General features: G+C 30.6%; 17 protein-coding genes. 15 read left to right on the top strand and 2 right to left on the bottom strand.

What is annotated here, in order from left to right:
- Positions 1-231, bottom strand: a 231-nt coding sequence (locus BP92_RS0104320) for a helix-turn-helix domain-containing protein (RefSeq protein WP_026724921.1), incomplete at its 3' end; no start/stop codon positions are given.
- Positions 232-480: 249 nt separating this feature from the next.
- Between BP92_RS0104320 and BP92_RS0104315 the strand changes: the two genes are divergently transcribed.
- The 15 genes from BP92_RS0104315 (at position 481) to BP92_RS0104245 (ending at position 18,079) form a co-directional block, all read left to right on the top strand.
- Positions 481-2,559, top strand: coding sequence for an OmpA family protein (locus BP92_RS0104315; protein WP_051604384.1), 2,079 nt, complete (start codon positions 481-483; stop codon positions 2,557-2,559).
- 77 nt (positions 2,560-2,636) lie between these two features.
- Complete coding sequence (locus BP92_RS0104310) at positions 2,637-3,284, top strand: DUF4230 domain-containing protein (RefSeq protein ID WP_051604386.1); 648 nt, start codon at positions 2,637-2,639, stop codon at positions 3,282-3,284.
- A gap of 71 nt (positions 3,285-3,355) precedes the next feature.
- Positions 3,356-3,628: a hypothetical protein gene (locus BP92_RS0104305; protein WP_026724918.1), complete on the top strand. Its 273-nt coding sequence runs from the start codon at positions 3,356-3,358 to the stop codon at positions 3,626-3,628.
- A 31-nt stretch (positions 3,629-3,659) separates the two neighbouring features.
- Positions 3,660-5,537: an ATP-binding protein gene (locus tag BP92_RS16660; RefSeq protein ID WP_150111865.1), complete on the top strand. Its 1,878-nt coding sequence runs from the start codon at positions 3,660-3,662 to the stop codon at positions 5,535-5,537.
- Between the two features lie 3 nt (positions 5,538-5,540).
- Complete coding sequence (locus tag BP92_RS0104295) at positions 5,541-6,188, top strand: response regulator (protein WP_026724917.1); 648 nt, start codon at positions 5,541-5,543, stop codon at positions 6,186-6,188.
- Between the two features lie 99 nt (positions 6,189-6,287).
- Positions 6,288-6,989, top strand: a complete 702-nt coding sequence (locus BP92_RS0104290; RefSeq protein WP_026724916.1) for a hypothetical protein — start codon at positions 6,288-6,290, stop codon at positions 6,987-6,989.
- Positions 6,990-7,000: 11 nt separating this feature from the next.
- Entirely contained in the window at positions 7,001-8,362 is a 1,362-nt protein-coding gene (locus BP92_RS0104285; RefSeq protein WP_026724915.1) for a hypothetical protein, read from the top strand.
- Between the two features lie 2 nt (positions 8,363-8,364).
- Positions 8,365-9,663, top strand: a complete 1,299-nt coding sequence (locus tag BP92_RS0104280) for a hypothetical protein (protein WP_026724914.1) — start codon at positions 8,365-8,367, stop codon at positions 9,661-9,663.
- Entirely contained in the window at positions 9,663-10,985 is a 1,323-nt protein-coding gene (locus BP92_RS0104275) for a hypothetical protein (protein ID WP_026724913.1), read from the top strand. The genes BP92_RS0104280 and BP92_RS0104275 overlap by 1 nt, the downstream gene beginning before the upstream one ends.
- A 4-nt stretch (positions 10,986-10,989) precedes the next feature.
- On the top strand, positions 10,990-11,796 hold the full coding sequence (locus BP92_RS0104270; protein WP_026724912.1) for a hypothetical protein: 807 nt from the start codon (positions 10,990-10,992) through the stop codon (positions 11,794-11,796).
- A 66-nt stretch (positions 11,797-11,862) separates the two neighbouring features.
- Positions 11,863-12,117 (top strand): hypothetical protein, encoded by a 255-nt coding sequence (locus tag BP92_RS0104265; protein WP_150111864.1) that lies wholly within the window; start codon positions 11,863-11,865, stop codon positions 12,115-12,117.
- 46 nt (positions 12,118-12,163) lie between these two features.
- Positions 12,164-14,020: a tetratricopeptide repeat-containing sensor histidine kinase gene (locus tag BP92_RS0104260; protein ID WP_026724910.1), complete on the top strand. Its 1,857-nt coding sequence runs from the start codon at positions 12,164-12,166 to the stop codon at positions 14,018-14,020.
- 2 nt (positions 14,021-14,022) lie between these two features.
- Entirely contained in the window at positions 14,023-14,670 is a 648-nt protein-coding gene (locus BP92_RS0104255; protein ID WP_316929524.1) for a response regulator transcription factor, read from the top strand.
- A 74-nt stretch (positions 14,671-14,744) separates the two neighbouring features.
- Positions 14,745-17,144 carry an ELWxxDGT repeat protein gene (locus BP92_RS0104250; RefSeq protein WP_026724908.1) on the top strand — a complete coding sequence of 800 codons (2,400 nt, stop codon included), beginning with the start codon at positions 14,745-14,747 and terminating at the stop codon, positions 17,142-17,144.
- Between the two features lie 2 nt (positions 17,145-17,146).
- Positions 17,147-18,079, top strand: coding sequence for an OmpA family protein (locus BP92_RS0104245; RefSeq protein WP_084329648.1), 933 nt, complete (start codon positions 17,147-17,149; stop codon positions 18,077-18,079).
- 30 nt (positions 18,080-18,109) lie between these two features.
- Here BP92_RS0104245 and BP92_RS0104240 read toward each other — a convergent pair whose 3' ends face one another.
- A complete protein-coding gene (locus tag BP92_RS0104240; RefSeq protein WP_026724906.1) occupies positions 18,110-18,418 on the bottom strand; it encodes a rhodanese-like domain-containing protein in 309 nt (102 codons plus the stop codon).
- Between the last annotated feature and the right edge of the window lie 59 nt (positions 18,419-18,477).

Raw genomic sequence — 18,477 nt, 5'->3', positions numbered from 1 at the left:
TATTTTGTCCTTATTTCTTTTATTTAAGTAATCATCTTTAGCAAAGAAATCTGCAATAGAAGCTTTGTAAATATCTGTTGGTTTAATAACCCAATTATTAACTTCACGAGTAATTGTAGATCTGTTTCTATTGAGTTGTTTAGCAATATAGCTTTTAGACTTGTTTTCTTTGAGTAAAGTCTCAATAACAATCCGTTCATTTAAGGTTAATCGCCTGCGTAATTTTTCCATAATTCAACAAAGATAAAATTTATCATTTGTTGCATTAAGTTATTGAATTCTCCCTGTTCAAATGTCCGGTTTTATCTACCATAACAATAAATTAATCAATCGATTTATTGGTAAAATCTTCAGAAATTTAGAGCCAGAATTGCATTGGCAACAGCGTCATCCTTTTAAATAAAATACGGCATATTACGTATATAGGCATAAAACTAAAAAAATATATTTGTAAAGTTTTAATAATTAAATCTTTACGATATGCGATTAACTTTTACCCTCTTAACCTTTTTGCTGGTTTCCACTTTTGGATTGGCACAGAATGTAAAATTCAATGATACTTTTGATGATGATAAAAACACTTGGTCATCCAATTCTGATGGTTTTGTAACATCTGTTAATAAAGGAAAATTAACATTAGAGAACAACCATGAAAAAAACTCAAAATGGATTTGGAAAGCAATTGTTGATGATGGTACCGCTACTGATTTTGACGTTGAAGCTACTTTAATTTTGGATAAAACACCAAATGAATATGCTACGTATGGTTTAGTTTGGGGAATGTATAGTGATAATTCAGATTACCGAGTTGTGCAGTTATCAGCCAATAAACAACTTCAAATTTATCATTATTATGCGAGTGATTTCCATTACGATAAAAAATGGGAGCCTTCAAAACAAGTGAATGGTAAAGACAAGAAGAACAAAGTAAAAGTGGAAAAAAGAGCGAATATTTATAAAGTGTTCATAAACGATGAATTGGTTTTTCAAACAGGAAATAATTCTTATTACGGAGGTAGATTCGGATTTATTGTAGATGCAGGGGTTACGCTTTTAGCTGAAGATTTTAAGGTAATTGAATATCCATCTTCAATTAATGTAGTGAAAGAATTTAATTCGAATTTAAAAATGCTAAAATTACCAGAAACAGTTTCTAGTCCTACGATTGAAGAAACAAATCCGGTAATTTCTGCAGATGGAAACATCTTGTATTTTGATAGAAAAAATAATCCAGCTAACGTTGAAACCGATAAAGACGATATTTGGTATTCAGTTAAAGATAGAAATGGAAAATGGGAACAAGCAAAAAATATTGGAAGACCATTAAATAATAAAGATTATAATTTTGTAATTTCTTCATCTCCAGACAACAATACGCTTCTTTTAGGTAATAAATATGCGTCTGATGGAGTTTCTCCAAATGGAGCAGGGGTTTCAATAGCTCAAAAAGGATTGCGTGGATGGGAAATTCCAAAAGATGTGGTAATAGAAGATTATGTAAATAAAAATGATTATGTGGGGTATTTTCTTTCGAGCGATAACAAACATTTACTTATGTCTGTAGAGCGTCCAGAAGGCTATGGTTTAAAAGATATTTTTGTGAGTTACGTAAAAGAAGATGGTACATTTTCAAAACCAAAAAATTTAGGGAATGTTGTAAATTCGTTTGAAGATGAAACCAATCCGTTTTTAGCTGCCGATGGAAAAACACTTTATTTTGCAAGTAAAGGACACCCTGGCTACGGATATTACGATTTGTTTGTAAGTAAACGACTAGATGATTCTTGGACAAATTGGACAAAGCCCGAAAATTTAGGAAATATCATCAATTCTCCTGGGTATGAATTAAGTATTTTTCTTTCAGCAAAAGGGGATAAGGCTTATGTAGGTAGAGAGCAAGACATTTGGGAAATTGATAATACTGTAAAACAAGATCCAGTTGCTTTAGTTAAAGGAAAAGTATACGATAGCAAAACGAAAAAAGTTATGAGTGCTCCCATTGTTTACAACGCACTTAAAACCAATAAAGAATTAGGAACCGCTATTTCAGATCCATCAACTGGAAGTTATTCTATAGTATTACCTTATGGTGAAAAGTACAGTTTTATGGCGGAGAAAGAAGGATATTACGCCGTTACCCAAAACGTAGATTTGTCAGATTTAAAGGAATACAAAGAAATTGAAGTAGATTTATACTTGAATCCAATTGAAAAAGGAGAAATCATTCGATTAAACAATATCTTCTTTGCTTCTGGAAAATACGAATTGTTAGCAGAATCGTATGGTGAATTAGATAAATTACTTCAGGTTTTAAAATCAAATTCTAAAATGAAGATTGAAATTTCTGGTCATACCGATGCGGTTGGAGCGGATGCAGATAACTTAACATTATCTAATAATCGTGCTAATGCCGTTATGAATTACTTGTTAGGAAAAGGAATTGCAAAAGACAGATTGTCTGCAAAAGGATACGGAGAAACAAAATTCATTGCAACAAACGATACCGATGAAGGCAAACAATTGAACCGAAGAGTAGAGTTTGTAATTCTTGAAAAATAATTCAGGTAACTTTTCTATCTTCGTGTAAAATTTAAATCATGGCACGAACAAGTTCTACCGAAACCGCAATAAAAAATATGCTTATTCCATTAGTGCAAGCGATTGGGCGTTCGGGAAAGTTAATTTATTTGTTGATTTTTTTGATTGTTGGGTTTTTAGCGTATCAGTTTTTTACTAAAAAGGCAAGTACAACAACCATAGAATATGATACCAATTTAATACAAGTTCAAATTAAAAACGTTGGAAAATTAGTAGTAACCGAAGGACATTTTGCAGAAGTTTTAACGTACAAAGACAAAAAAGAAACCTACATTCCAGGATTATCGTTTGATAAAAAAGCATTGGTGGTAATTAATGCCGATGTAACCGTTGGCTTCGATTTAAGTAAAGTTACCTATGATATTGATGAGAAAAATAAAATTTTAACCATTACCAATATTCCAAAGGAAGAAATAAAGATTAGTCCAGATTTTAAATATTATGACACCGAATCCTCAACTTTTAATGAGTTTACAGGTGACGATTATAATAAGATAAATAAAATTGCTAGAGCCAATTTGTTGAAAAAAATCGAGAAATCTACCTTAAAAACAAATGCTCAAAATAGATTGTTGAGCGAGCTTTCTAAAATGTTGATTGTAACAAATTCTTTAGGCTGGACATTATCATACAAAGGAAATGTCGTAAAAAACGATAAAGATTTAGAACTCAAAATAATCAATTAAATACGCATTTATTCGTATTGAAAAAACCAAGTCATTAAGTCAAATTTGTAATTGATTTAATGACTTTTTTTATGGATAAAATAATAGTAGTGGTTTTGTGCTTATTATTGCTCTTAGCGATAATTTTAATAATTGCTAACAAACGAATTAAGCAAATGCATTATCATAAGATGAAGCAATTAAAAGAGGTATTTAATAGTTTATCAAGTAAGCAAGAAATATTGAATCATAAAGCCTCCATTTCAACTGATTTTCAATCCAATTATAAATCCGATATGAAGAAATTGAGCGAAGAAATTTTTGTGCTTCAAAAAAGAATATTTGAGTTACTTTCAAAGAAATAATTTAGTACTTTTAGTATATAAAATCCAAACGATGAACAAATATTTAGTTATAGTCTTAGCGTTGTGTTTTCAGTTTGTAAATGCACAAAAAGAGCCTAATACGACTTACCAATTTCTAAAAAAAATAGATGATATCAATTATCTGAACGATGCAAAAAACAAATCGGCTATCGATTCTTTACACTTGATAATTGATAAAAATTCAAACGATACTATAAAAGGATATTTCTACAGAATTGAAGCTAAATTTTTGATCAATCAATTAGAACATGATGCCGCTTTAAAAAGTTTGGACAAATCCATCGCTTTTTACAAAAACGCTAATCATTCATTGGGAATTATAAAATCTATGATGAACAAAGGCGGTGTTTTATATCAAAAAGGAGAAACCAAAAAAGCAACGCAAGAATATGTCAATGCCTTAGCAATTGCTGAAAAAAAAGGATATAAAAACGAAATTGCAGCTTTGTACAAGAACATCGGACTCGTTTATTATTCACAAGGAAAAACAAAAGAAGCTTTGGCTTACAACAATAAAGCTTTAGCCATTTTTAATCAATTAAAATCTAAAAAAGATATTGCGGCAACTTATGTCAATATCGGAAATTGTTATTTCGACGATTACCAACCTCAAAATGCTTTATTGAATTATAATAAAGCTTTGAAATTATCAAAAGAAACAAATGACAACCAAACGATTGCGAAGTTGTATAATAACATTGGTTCGGTTTACATCAACGATTTGCAAGACACAATCAAAGGAATTGATTATTTGTTAGATGCTTTAGCCATAAAAAAACAAATGAACAACCAAAACGATTTGATTATTCAATACAACAATATTGCAACGGTTTATTTAGATATTAGAAAATATGATTTAGCGCTGAGTTATAATGATAAAGCCTTTGAATTGGCTTCTAAATCGGGAAATTTGGAAGAATTAATCAATGTTTATGATACGTATGCGTTGATAAATTCGGCAAAAAAAGATTTTAAAAAAGCCTACGATTATCATAAATTGTATTCAAAAACAAAAGATTCATTATTGAATATCGACAATTTAAAAGCAGTCGAAGAAATCAATACCAAATACCAAACTGCCGAAAAAGAAAAACAACTATTACAAAAAGAAGCCGAAGCCAAGAAGAAAACCACAACGATTATTATTCTTTCTTTATTGGCCTTTTTCATTGCGATTGTTGGATTTTTAATTTACCGTCAACAACGTTTGAAAAATGTACAGCAAAAACAAGAATTTGAATTGCAATCGGCTATTGCCCAAATTGAAAATCAAAATAAATTACACGAACAACGTTTGGCGATTTCAAGAGATTTGCATGACAATATTGGTGCGCAATTGACATTCATTATTTCTTCGGTTGAGAATTTAAAATTCGGATTTCCAACGATGGAAACTTCCATTAAAAATCATTTGACGAAGATTAGCGATTTTACAAAAATTACGATTGTAGAACTTCGCGATACGATTTGGGCTATGAATGCTAATGAATTTACGTTTGATGATTTAAGTTCGAGAATTTATAATTTCATTGGAAAAGCGCAATCGGCAAAGGAAAAAATAGCGTTTAAATTTTTGGTTGATGATAGTTTGAAAAATAGTAAATTTTCATCTTTAGAAGGTGTTAATTTGTATAGAACCATTCAAGAAGCGGTGAATAATGCCATCAAATATGCCGATGCAACCGAAGTGTCGGTTCAAGTAAAACCAAATGAAAACGGAATTACAATTGACATTTCAGACAACGGAAAAGGTTTTGATTTGGATACAACCGATTTAGGAAACGGAATTGTAAACATGCAAAAACGAATCGAAGAAATTGGTGGCGTTTTCAAAATCCAATCCGAAATTACTAAAGGAACTCAAATTACAATTTCACTAAACAAATAATCTATGATTCGAATTGCCATAGTTGACGATAATACATTTTTGCAAAAAACGATACAAGATAAATTGAGTTTTTTCGCAGATGTTGAGGTACGAATGAAAGCTATTCACGGACAAGATATAATAGAAAAATTAGAAAAAAACCACAACCTCGATTTGATTCTAATGGATATCGAAATGCCAAAAATGAATGGTATTGAAGCAACGGCAATTATCAAATCAAAGTTTCCGCAAATCAAAATCATCATGTTAACGGTTTTTGATAACGATGAAAATATTTTCAAAGCCATAAAAGCTGGAGCCGATGGTTATTTTTTAAAAGAAGTGAATCCACAAGAATTGTATAACGGAATTCAAGAAACCTTATCTGGTGGCGCAGGAATGACGCCTTCCATTGCATTAAAAACATTAAAATTATTACGAGAACCTTTGGTTTTTGATGATTCCATTACCAAAGAAGAAATCAGTTTAACTACAAGAGAAATTGAAGTTTTGGAGCAATTAAGCAAAGGATTAAAATACAACGCCATTGCCGAAAATTTGTTTTTATCACCAGGAACGATTCGCAAACATGTGGAGAATATTTACACCAAACTTCAAGTCCACAATAAATTAGAAGCCATCCAAAAAGCAAAAAATAATAAATTGATTTAATCAATATACGCAATTCTACGTATTTCTTTACGTACTGTTTCTACATAATTTTACTTCATAATTAATAACAAAAAATGTTTTACTAATTCTGAAGAAATTATGAAAAAACTACCCTTATTCTCAATACTTATTTTGGCTTTTGCTTTTCAAAATGTAAATGCACAATTAGACAAATTAGCCGTAAAATTCAATACGGGAATGTCATTCTCAAAACCTGGAGACGATTTAGGCGAAGTTGCTGACAAAGGAAAAGCAATGCAATTATTTGTAAGTTTAGAAGGTTCTTATCATGTAAATTTCAAAAAAAATACAAAATTCGGTTTCAAAGGAGCAGCTGTTGTTGGTCGTGATTGGGCTAACTTTTTAGCAGCTGATAGAAGTACCGAATTAAAAGTTGCGGTTACAAGTGTGAAATTAAGAGTTTATCCACTTTCATACGACGGACATATTGAAGATGGGTTAGAACAATTACTTCCAGGTGATTTACCATTAATGGTTCAAATTCCTGTTTATATTGGTATTTATTCGGTTTTCAATAGCTTACACTTTGATTATGGAGTAGGAAGTGGTAAAATTTTAGAAACAGATTATGCCGGAATTGGATTCCAAGATGAAACGGTAAAACGCACCATGAAATACTTCGGTTGGGGTTTTCAACCACAAATTTTTCAATCCGATTCAGAAAAATGGTCGTGTAATGCAGTTTTCGATTTTGGAAAATATTCTTGGAAAAATGCAAACGGAGGAACTTCTTCTTTTAAAAGCAATCACGTAGGTTTTGGTGTACAATATAACTTCTAAAAAATATAAAGATGAAAAAATTAATCACAATTATAGCCGTATTGGTAACAGGTTTTACAAATGCGCAAATTGCAAAATATAAAGCTTCCGACTACAATTTAACTTCGGACGTAACAAAATATGAAACACAAGAATTTTATTTTGATGCCGCTCAAAATAAATATCAAATGTGCAGTAAAAAAACAATTTACTTGAACAAAGGATGGGTTACGAAAGTGGAGAGTATGATGAATTACTTTATTTATGTAGAAAGCGTAAATACATTCAATTACAAAAACGGACAATTAGAAAGTATTGAAACATTAAGTTCAGGAGATTTCTCTACAGAAAAATTTATTTATAAAAATGGAAAAATCGTTGAGAGAATTAAAGAAGGTGATTCTAATTCCAGAAGTACATACGAATATGACAAAAACGGAAACCTTAGCAAAGAAATGGCGTATGAGGATGGAGCTTTAGTAGGAAAAATAGCTTATAGTAATTACACTGCTCCAGGAACGTATTATAAAAAAAATAACAAGTGCTATAATGAAACCGAACAAGGAACTTATGAAGAATGGTTTAAGAATGGTTTTAGAGTTAGAGAAAAATTAATTGGCGAATATTATCAAGGAGAATCGTCATATACTTATGACAAATTAGGAAATCAAGTATCTCAAACTTCTGATGGTAAAACATGGACTAATAATTACGTTTATGATACGAAAGGAAATGTGCTAAAATCAAGAGTAATTCAGCAAGGTTTTGATGGAATGCCCGATACCAATTACTTCACTTTTGCCAAAATAACTTACACTAATGGAAAAACAGAAGGCAATGTAGATTTTGATGCTAACTACGTTAAAAAATATGAACCTAAATCGGCTTCATACGAAGTTAGCTATACGTTTAATGAAGTAACAGGTGAAGAATTAAATAAAGCTTTAGATGATTTAAAAGCAGCAACTACTTCCACCTATAAAATCATGAAAAATGAAGGAAACACTTTTACCATCAAAGATGCTAATGGAGAGGAAATTACAAATGATGTAGAAGCGGTAAAAAGCAAAAATGACATTTTAGTGTATGATATTTTGTTTAAAAAATCAGTATTGTTGAAAAACTTCTATAACGATGAGGTTAAAGTAGGACAATGGTACAATATGGAAGAATTGCCTTCTCCAACAGGTTTATATTGGATTTTTTCTGAAGCACCTGAGTTCTTTGTAATACAAAATGGAGTCTTACTTGATATGTCGTTGTACAAATTAGTAAAAACACAAAAAGAGGATGACTTCATTGTTCAAGAAGCAGGCATTGACAAATACATTATTCGCGATTTGAATAATAAAGGTTTTGAAACGTTTTATCCATTAGAATTTTTAAATAATTAGTTATGAGATTAGGAGTTGTTTTTAGTTTGATTTTTACCTTCGGATTGGCTCAAGAGAAGCATCTAACCTCCGATTTTAATCTTTCAAAAGATGTGGTCAAATATGAAACCGTTTCTTACCGACTGGGTAAAACGGCTAATGAACCAAGTGAAACGGATATTTTGGAATTTAAAGACGGAAAATTGGTGCGTAAGATTCATAAAGATGAGGATGCTTTAGATTTAATTTACAATTCGGAAGAAAGTTTTGTTTATGATTCCTCTGGGAAATTACTCAAAGTGATCTCGGAAAAGAAATCAACTTTTTTCTATGAGTATGACAAAAAAGGAAAACTAATCCAAATAAAACAAGACACAAAATTTGATCCAATAATTGAAGATTTTACCTATGATGCCAAGGGAAATTTAATAAAATGGGTAAAAAAAGCTGGAATTTTTATCGATCAAGAAAAAGTGTTTTATGATTACAAAGACAGTTTTAATTACAAATACAAACAGAATCAATACTATTATAAAAAATCAGAATTGTCGTTTTCTAAAATAGTAGAAATTAAAAACGGAGTTGAAATTTCGTCAAAGTTTACAAATGCTAAGGATGGAAAAATTACAACATCAAATTTCACTTACGACTCCTATAAAAACCAAATTAAAGTTGAAAATTCTGGAGGATTTTTATCTCAAACATTTTATGGTTATGATGGTAAAGGAAATGTAATCAAAGAAAAATGTGAAGAGGATGGGAAATTATATTCTAAATTCTCAAAAGTAACATTCAAAGATGGAACCACTTCGGGAAGTACCGCTTTTGCACCTTATTTTACTAAAGGAACACAGCAACCTATTCTTTCAATGGAAATGAATAAAAATCCTAAGGAGAAATATAAGATAAAGAAAACCGGTCCAACGCAATATGAAGTTAAAAATAGTAAAGGAGAAATGGTGCTTATTAATCCGAAAGAAAGCATGATTTTTGAACAAAAAGACATGCTTTTCTACGATGCAAAAACAAATGAAACGGCGGTGTTGTTTGGATTGTTTACCGATGCTTACAAATCAAACGAATGGTATGATACGGTTACATATAATTCTCCAACAGGAAAATACATTGTAGTAAATAGCGATTGGAATTTCTTTATCATAGAAAAAGGAAATGTGGTGGAATCGTCTCAATACAAACTTCACAAAGGGATTGATGGCAACACTTTAGTGATAGCAGAAAATGGTAAAGAGAAATATTTTGTTCCTTATTTAGATCAAATGCAGGCTTTAGTAATTTATCCACTAGAATTAATCTCAAAATAATGAAAAACCTAGTCCTAATCTTTTTTTCGGTTTGGAGTTTTTCCCAACAACAATTCAGAACTTCCGATTTTGGGTATTCTGATGATGTGGTAAAAGTGGAAGAATCGCTGTATAAATTCAATAAGGAAACAAAAGAATTTGTTATAGAAAATGCCTATACAACCGAAATCAAAAACACTTTTTTTCAAAAACAAACACTTGAATCCTATTTTGGAGAAAATAGACTAATTGGAGAATATTTGTATCGTTATAATCCCGATTTTACGATTAAAGAAATCGAATATAAGCCAATTGAAGGAAAATTTGGTTATCCAATGAAGTTCTTGTTTCAATACGAAAAAGGGAAATTGAGAAAAATGATTGCTGAAGGTATGCAAACTACTTTTTACGAATATGACAAAACTGGAAATCGCACAAAAGAGATTCAGAAAGACTTACGAAATGAAGTGGTAAAAACAATTTTGTATCAAGATTACAAGAACAATAAAACGTACACAAAACTCAACAAAGATGGCGATGGAACAGGAACTGACTTTACTAAAGAATACTTTGAAAACGGACTCGTAAAACAAACCGAATTTGTTTCGGGAGATTTTAAATCGGAGACTAGTTATACTTACGACGCTTTTAGAAATATAAAAAGTCAAGTGTATAACGACAGTTCTCGTATCGATTACAATTACGAATTTGATTCCAAAAACAACCGAATCAAAATCGCAAAATTGAGTCAAGCTCTGCCAGAAGATAATTCGTTTACGTTTATTAAAATTACCTACGCAGATGGAACAACTTCTGGAAGTACAAACCTTGATTTAGACTTCATTAAAAAATACGATGAGGTATTCAGAGAAAAAGATTCGTTGTTGCAACACTATCAAAAAGTGGCGTATTCAAGAAAAGATTATCTATCAGTTTTAAAAGGGGATGAAGATAAAATTGAGATTCATGATTCCTACGATAATAATTTTGAAAAAGTAGTGCAATTAGTAGATACACCAGAACATTCTAGTTTAATAATTTTTAATGAAGTAGATCAATCCGTGCATTTTGTGAAAGGTTTTTATTTAGACGATTTTGCAAAACACGAATGGCAGGATGCTGTAAAACTAGAATCCCCAACAAGAATATTTTGGGTAAAAAACAATAAGTTTGAAATTTCATTTTATCAAGACGGAAAGTATTTACAAAGCAGTAATTTTTCAATTGAAAATGACGAAAATCCAAACCATTTGATGGTAAAATCAGTTGATGGTACAACTTATCAAATTCAAAATGTTGATACTTCAGAAGCGGGAAGATTGTATCCATTATTTAAAAAATAGAAAAATGAAAAGTTTAGTAATTTCAATTATTGCTTTATTCGGATTTAGTTTACAAGCGCAAGAGCAATTTCTAACAGCACATTTTAATTGGTCGCCCAGAACAGCAACTCTTCAGAAAGAAATCTATTATTTCAATCCAGAAACCAATGCGAGAGAATGGTCAAAAACAGAAATTTATACGTTTTACAATCAATATTTAGATTCTGTAGTTGTGGATTTGGGAGATGCAAAAGAAATTACAAAACACAATTTTAATATTGATAATTGCTTAGTATCAAAAATCACCGATTACAAATTAAGCGAAACCCAAGATAAAACCTTATTTTTCTATGATAAAGAATTGCGATTAACTAAATCACAAGAATTTGTGCAAGGAAGATTGTTTTCGGAAACGAAATATTCTTACGATAAACAAAATCGTTTAATAAAATCAGTTTGCAGAGAAAAAGAAACGGGTTTTTCTGAAATCACAGACTATTCCAATTACACTTCAGATGATAGTTACACCAAAACTTCTTATTATAAAGATGCCAAGAAAGAAGCAAATTTAGCTATTGAAATCTATAAAAACGGTTTGCTAATAGAAGGAAATTATCAGATTTTCGATTTAAAAAGTAAAATGATGTATCAGTATGATGAAAAACGAAATGTAATCTCTGAACAAAAAGACAACGAAGCACCAACGTTATACCAATATGAATATGATGCTGAAGGAAATCCAACGAAAATCACAATTTCAAATGCAGGAAACCCTTATGCGAATTCAGAAATCATTATAAAAAGTACGTATTCCGATTTTATGTCAAATTAAAATACGCTTTTTGGCTAATTGTTTGCTATAACACAATTTTCCATTTTTGTCTAAAAATAGATGAATATGGAAAATTGGTATTTTATTCTGGTTCCCGTTGTTTTGATTTCTGTTGTTTTAGTTTTTAAATTTTTTAAAATGGAACAAGATTACAAATCAAAATCTAAAGAAATTCAGCAGAAAATAGAGGAACTGAAAGCAAGAAATTCATTGTGTCAAAACAAAATAAATATAGAATCTTTTGATTCAAAAAAAATGAATCAAATTACAAACGATTTTTTGTCTTTGCATAATCTTATAGTAAAAAGGTATCTTAGATAATAATGTTAAAAAAAAGACTATATTTATTTTATATTATAAAAGAATTATGTTGAAACAGCTATTTATATTTTTGATTATTACGTTTAGTTATAATGTTTTAGCTCAAAATAGCAAGGAACTTTTGGTAAAAGCTTATACTTCAAAAGATTCTTCTGATTATTATTTCAAAAAAGCTAAAAATGCAATAAAAAACGATGCTGATGAAGCGGAATATTATTTTTGTAAAAATGCTTTTCATACCGACTTTGGAACTTCTGATAGCGCCATTTATTATGGAGAAACGGCTTTGAAAAAATTTAAAGACACCAAAAATTATAACTCAATTATCACAATTTACAATAATTTGGGTAGAGCATATAATGACAAAGGACAATACGAAAATGCAATACGCAATAGAATTTCTGGACTAAAATTAGCAGAAAGACACAATTTACAAAATTGGATTGGAAATTTTTATATCGGATTATCTTATGATTATCATGATTTTGAAGATTACCCAAAAGGAATTTATTACGGAAAAAAAGCGATACATTATTTTCTAAATAAAAAAGATGCACAAGCAAAAGACATTAGATCTTCTTTTAATGCCACCGCAATTAACTACGATGATTGGAATAAGCCCGAACAAGCTTTGTTTTATCACAAACAAAATCTAAAATATATAAAGGGAAAAGACACGCTATTGCTTCATAGCACATTTAATAACATAGGAAACACGCTTTTAAAACAGAAAAAATTTGAAGAAGCAAAAAAGTGGCTTTTACGTTCAGTTAAAATTCTTGATTTTAAAGTTAAACAAAATGATATTTTATATACTGATTATGATTATGCCACTTGTTATACAAATTTAGCCACAATAGCAACAGAATTAAATCAGTATGAGGAGGCCAAAAACTATTTTGATTTAGCATTCGAATATTCAAAAAAATCGGAAACAGCCGAAAAACTTCGGGATTACTATCAGCAAAAGATAATTTTCAACAAAAAATACAATAAACTTGCGGAAGCTATTGAAGAACAAGAGAATTACATCAAACTAAGAGATTCGATTTATACGACTGAGAAAAACAAAACTATTACCGAATTAGAAACCAAATACCAAACGGAAAAAAAAGAAAAGCAAATTTTGCAACACCAAGCCGAAGTGAAGCAAAAAAACATTTGGTTACTCCTAATTTCAAGTTTTACCATCATCGGTTTAATTGTGTTTCGAAATTTTAGAGCCAAAGCCAAATTGCAAAAAGAACAATTAGAATTAGAAAATAAATTATTAGAAGAACAATCCAATTATAAAATTCAAGAACAACGTTTGGATATTTCCAGAGAATTGCATGACAATGTGGGATCGCAATTAACCTTTATCATTTCGATTTTAGATAACTTAAAAAGCTCTTCGGTTCAGTTTGATGATGCTATTGATAAAAAAATAGATACACTAACTAATTTCGCTAACAAATCCATTTCCGAGTTGCGTGATACAATTTGGGTTTTAAATTCTAAACAATTGAGTTTGTTTGAATTAAAAACTAGAATGACCAATTTTATAAAAGATGCTTCTGAATCAGTTGATACGATAAGCTTTCATTTTGATTTTGATATTCAAAATGATGTTCAGTTGTCTTCAAAACAAGCCATTAATTTGTATCGTATTCTTCAAGAAATTGTAAACAATGCTATTAAACATGCTAATGCAAAAGATATTTCGGTTTCAATTTCTCAAATAGAAAATGAATTGCAAATTAAAATTTCAGACAACGGAATAGGCTTTGATTACGAATCCCAAAAGAGAAAATCATTTGGGTTAACCAATATCAAAAATCGAATTCAAGAAATAAATGGAAATTTAGAGGTAGAATCTAATGAAACAAAAGGAACTAATTATTCTATTAAAGTTAAATTGTAATTATGATAAAAGTAATTTTAGTAGAAGATAATTTTTTTTTGCAAAAAGCATTGGAAGAAAAACTATCTAACTTTTCAGATATTGTTATTAAAGATAGCGCTCAAAACGGAGAAGAAGCAATTGCTATTTTAGAAGAAAATCATGTAGTGGATTTAATTCTAATGGACATCGAAATGCCAGTAATGAACGGAATTAAAGCAACTGAAATTATCAAAACGAAATATCCGCAGATTAAGATTGTAATGATTACCGTTTTTGATAACGACGATAATGTTTTTAACGCCATAAAAGCAGGAGCTGATGGTTATTTGCTGAAAGAAACCAAAGCAGAAAAAATCTATGAAGCTATTATTGAAACTTTAGCAGGTGGCGCAGCTATGTCGCCATCAATTGCTATGAAAACTTTAAAATTATTAAAAAATCCAATTCCTTTTGAAACTGCAAATGAAACGGAATTAGTTGAACTTTCTACTCGTGAAATAGAAGTTTTGGAGCATTTAAGCAAAGGTTTGAAAAATAAGGATATTGCTGATAATTTGTTTTTATCTACATCTACAGTAAAAAAACATATCGAAAATATCTACCGAAAACTACAAGCACACAATCGAATTGAAATGCTTCAAAAAGCAAAACAGAATAAACTCATATAGTAAAAATACGCCAAACGGCTTATTTCTTTGTGATGATTTTTAAGGCAACTTTGTAGTATTAAAAATCACGAATCATGAAAAAATTCTACACTTTACTTTTATTGTTATCAGTTGCAATAATAAATGCACAAAATCCTCTTGTGGTAAAAGATGTTACATCTTCATTAAAACCAACTGGTAATTCAGATAAAGCCGATTTAAACTATGCAAAATGGAATGGTAAAATATTTTATGCTGGAAGCGGAAGTAATATGCTTTGTGTTACCGATGGAACAACAGCAGGAACAATTGGTATTTCTGCTTTAGGAGGAACTACTAATATTTCAACCATAATTCCTGCACAAGATTTTGTTTATGTTATAACTAGTGATATTACATTTTCACCATCTATAGCTTCAACAGATAAGATTTGGAAATCAGATGGAACAGCTGCTGGAACTTCGTTAGTTTATGCATTTGAAACAGCACCTGGTTCAACAAATATAGGTGTATTTTATAGTGTTTCTACTCATAAAAAAAATTATTCTGTTGATGGAAACATACTTTACTTTTCAGCTTATGATAGTACTAATGGAAAAGAATTATGGAAAACTGATGGAACAGCTGCTGGTACTATAATGCTTAAAGATGTAAAAGTAGGAACAGGTAGTAGTCAAACTTCTGGGTTTTGTAAAATTCCTAGCACTACCCTATTTATTGCACAAAGTATAGGTCTTGAAAGTAAATTATGGAAAACCAATGGCACAACTGTTGGAACAGAACAAATTCCAGTAGCAGAGCCATTTTATATTGTAAATCAGGACATGGCAAAGTTAGGCGATAAAGTAATTTTCTTTGCTCATAATACGGTTGATGGTTACGAACCATACGTTAGTGATGGAACTGCTGCAGGAACTTTTATGTTAAAAAATATTAATCCAAGTGGGAATTCTTTAACCACACAAGCTATGGGATTACATTTAAAAATAGCAGGTCAATATTGTTATTTCATTGCCAATAACGGAACAAATACTGCCCTTTGGAGAACCGATGGAACAGTCGCTGGAACATTAGAAGTTATACCAAATGTTACAAACGGAATCAGTGATGCAGGCTACTCAACAACGGATGCAGAAAATTTATGGTTTTTAGAATATCTTGGAACAAACGCAACTTTAAAATTATATAAAACTAATGGAACGGTTGAAGGAAGCTCTTTAATTTATTCTAACTTGAGTTATGCTCAAAACTTAACTACTTACAAAGGAGCGCTTTGGTTCAGATCGGCGAATATTGGAACACCTGCAAATGCAGAAGTTTGGAGAAGTGACGGATTAACAGTAAATACAGAATTAGCTTTAGATTTAGAACCTACAATCGTTTCAGGAATACCAATGAGTAGTAATCCAAATGCGTTTTTTGAATTAAATGATAAATTATATTTTTTTGGAAAAGGAAATAACAACAATTCACATTATTTATATCAATATACAGGAGATTTTACCTTTAACGGAAGCGTAAGTAACGATTGGAATAATAAAAACAACTGGAATAGCATGTTGAAGCCAGGAATAACAGACGAAGTTACTATTCCAGCAGGACAAAATGTAAATGTGAGTTCAAATGCTTATGCTAAAAATGCCATGATAAATGGGAATGTAAATTTAGTTACAGGAAATTTAGATTTGTACGGCTATGCATTAATGAACAACAATGCTAAAATTACCTTAAACACAAATAATTTGAATTTAAAAGGAGCTAATTCTTCTTTAGTGGGTTCAAGTACAAGTCATGTGGTAACTAATGGAACAGGGAAAATTACTATTGAAAAAATGAACGCTTCAAGAGGAACGGTTTTGTTGCCAATTGGAACAGGAACTTCATTTCATGAAACAGGAATTTTAAACAATGGAACTTCAGATACATTTAGTGTACGAGTTGAAAATGGAGTTGCTTCAAATTATATTGGAGAAACACAAGGAACTGCAATAACTGAAAAAGCAGTAAATACGACTTGGCATATTAGTGAATCTACACCAGGAGGAAGTGATGTAGCTTTAACTTTTAGATGGAATGGTTCGCAAGAATTATCAAACTTTAATAGAAATACAGCAAAAATTGGTCACTATAATGGCTCTGCATGGGATATGTTAACCAGTTCTCTTTTTGGTAGCGGACCTTATACTTTGCAAACTAACAATGTTTCAAGTTTTTCGCCTTTCATTGTAGTAAATGAAGAATTATTATCAAGTAATCAATTTGAAAATAGTTCAGATTTTATGGTTTATCCAAATCCATCAAATGGGAATTTCACGATTCAAGTTCCTGATAGTTTTATCGGAAGTAGAGCTGTAATTTATAATTTGTTAGGTCAATCCATCAAAGAATTTTCTGTTGATGAGGTGAATCAAAATGCCAATCTTGAAAAAGGAGTTTATTTGCTTCAAATTCAAAAAGGAAACCAAGTGAGTACTAAAAAAATCATAATTCAATAAACATGAGAAAAGCATTTTATTTGATAATATTGACCACATCGGCAGTATTTTCACAATGTCCAGAAGGACTAATCACAAGTGAGCAAAACTTGGTTAAAAATGGAGATTTTGAAGAAGGAAGCACACCATTTAATTCTGATTATAACGAAGAAGAGTTAGCAGGTGCGGGTAATTACAGAATTACAGATGATGCCTATAAGTTTTCACCAATTTATTTTAAAGGAAAAGGAGAAGGTAACTTCATGACAGTTGATGGTGCAAACGGAGAAAATATGACGGTTTGGTCTCAAAAGATTTCAGTAAAAAAGAATACCACTTATTTTTTCTCTTGTTGGACAAGCACTTTAAATGTAAAAACAGGACCACCTGCAGTTTTGCAATTTTCTATTAATGGAAAATTATTAGATGTACCATTTAAGTGTCCGAAAAAATTAAACAAATGGGAGCAGTTTTTTGTTCTTTGGAACTCAGAAGGAACAGAAGAAATTGAAATTAGAATTGTGAGTCAAAATCCAGATTGGGATGGCAATGATTTTGGTTTAGATCGAATTAAATTCTACGAATGCCAAGAAGTAAAATTAAAAATTGTAGAGGATAAACCTGTAGTGTTGAGAAATGTACTTTTTGATACTAATAGTGCTGTAATTTTGGAATCTTCTTTTTCAGAATTGAATGAGTTAGTTGGTTATTTAAAACGAAATAAGGATAAGAAAATTGATATTTCTGGTCATACGGATAATGTTGGTAGCGATGCTTCAAATCAAAAATTATCAGATGCCAGAGCGAAATCGGTTATGAGTTATTTAGTTACCAACGGAATTGAAGAAAGTAGAATGACAGCTGTTGGATTTGGTGAAGAAAAACCAGTAGATTCGAATTATACTTTTGAAGGAAGACAGAAAAATCGACGTGTAGAATTTATTGTCGTAAAATAAAAGAAAGTCCCGATTAATCGGGACTTTCTTTTATAATTTACTTTCTAAACTTTGCCAACCGCCACCATTTATGCAATCAATTCCGTGTTGTTTTAAAATAGAAGTTGCTTGACCACTTCTCATTCCAGAACGGCAACAAGCGATAATCGGTTTGTTCCATTTTTTAATGGTTTCAATGTTTCCGTTTAAAACTTGCAAAGCAATATTTTTTGAACCTTTGATATGACCTTCTCTATATTCTTCTGGCGTTCTTACGTCTAAAATAATAGCGCCTTTTTGAACGTATTCCTGAACATCATTTGTTTTACTTCCTAATCCTAAAAAATCTAAAATTCCCATAATTGTTTTTTTTGACAAAGATAGAGCTGATTGAAAATCTTATCAGTAACAAAAGTTAC

The sequence above is a fragment of the Flavobacterium sasangense DSM 21067 genome, assembly GCF_000686885.1.
Taxonomy (GTDB): domain Bacteria; phylum Bacteroidota; class Bacteroidia; order Flavobacteriales; family Flavobacteriaceae; genus Flavobacterium; species Flavobacterium sasangense.
This window is presented reverse-complemented; position numbering and strand designations above follow the sequence as displayed.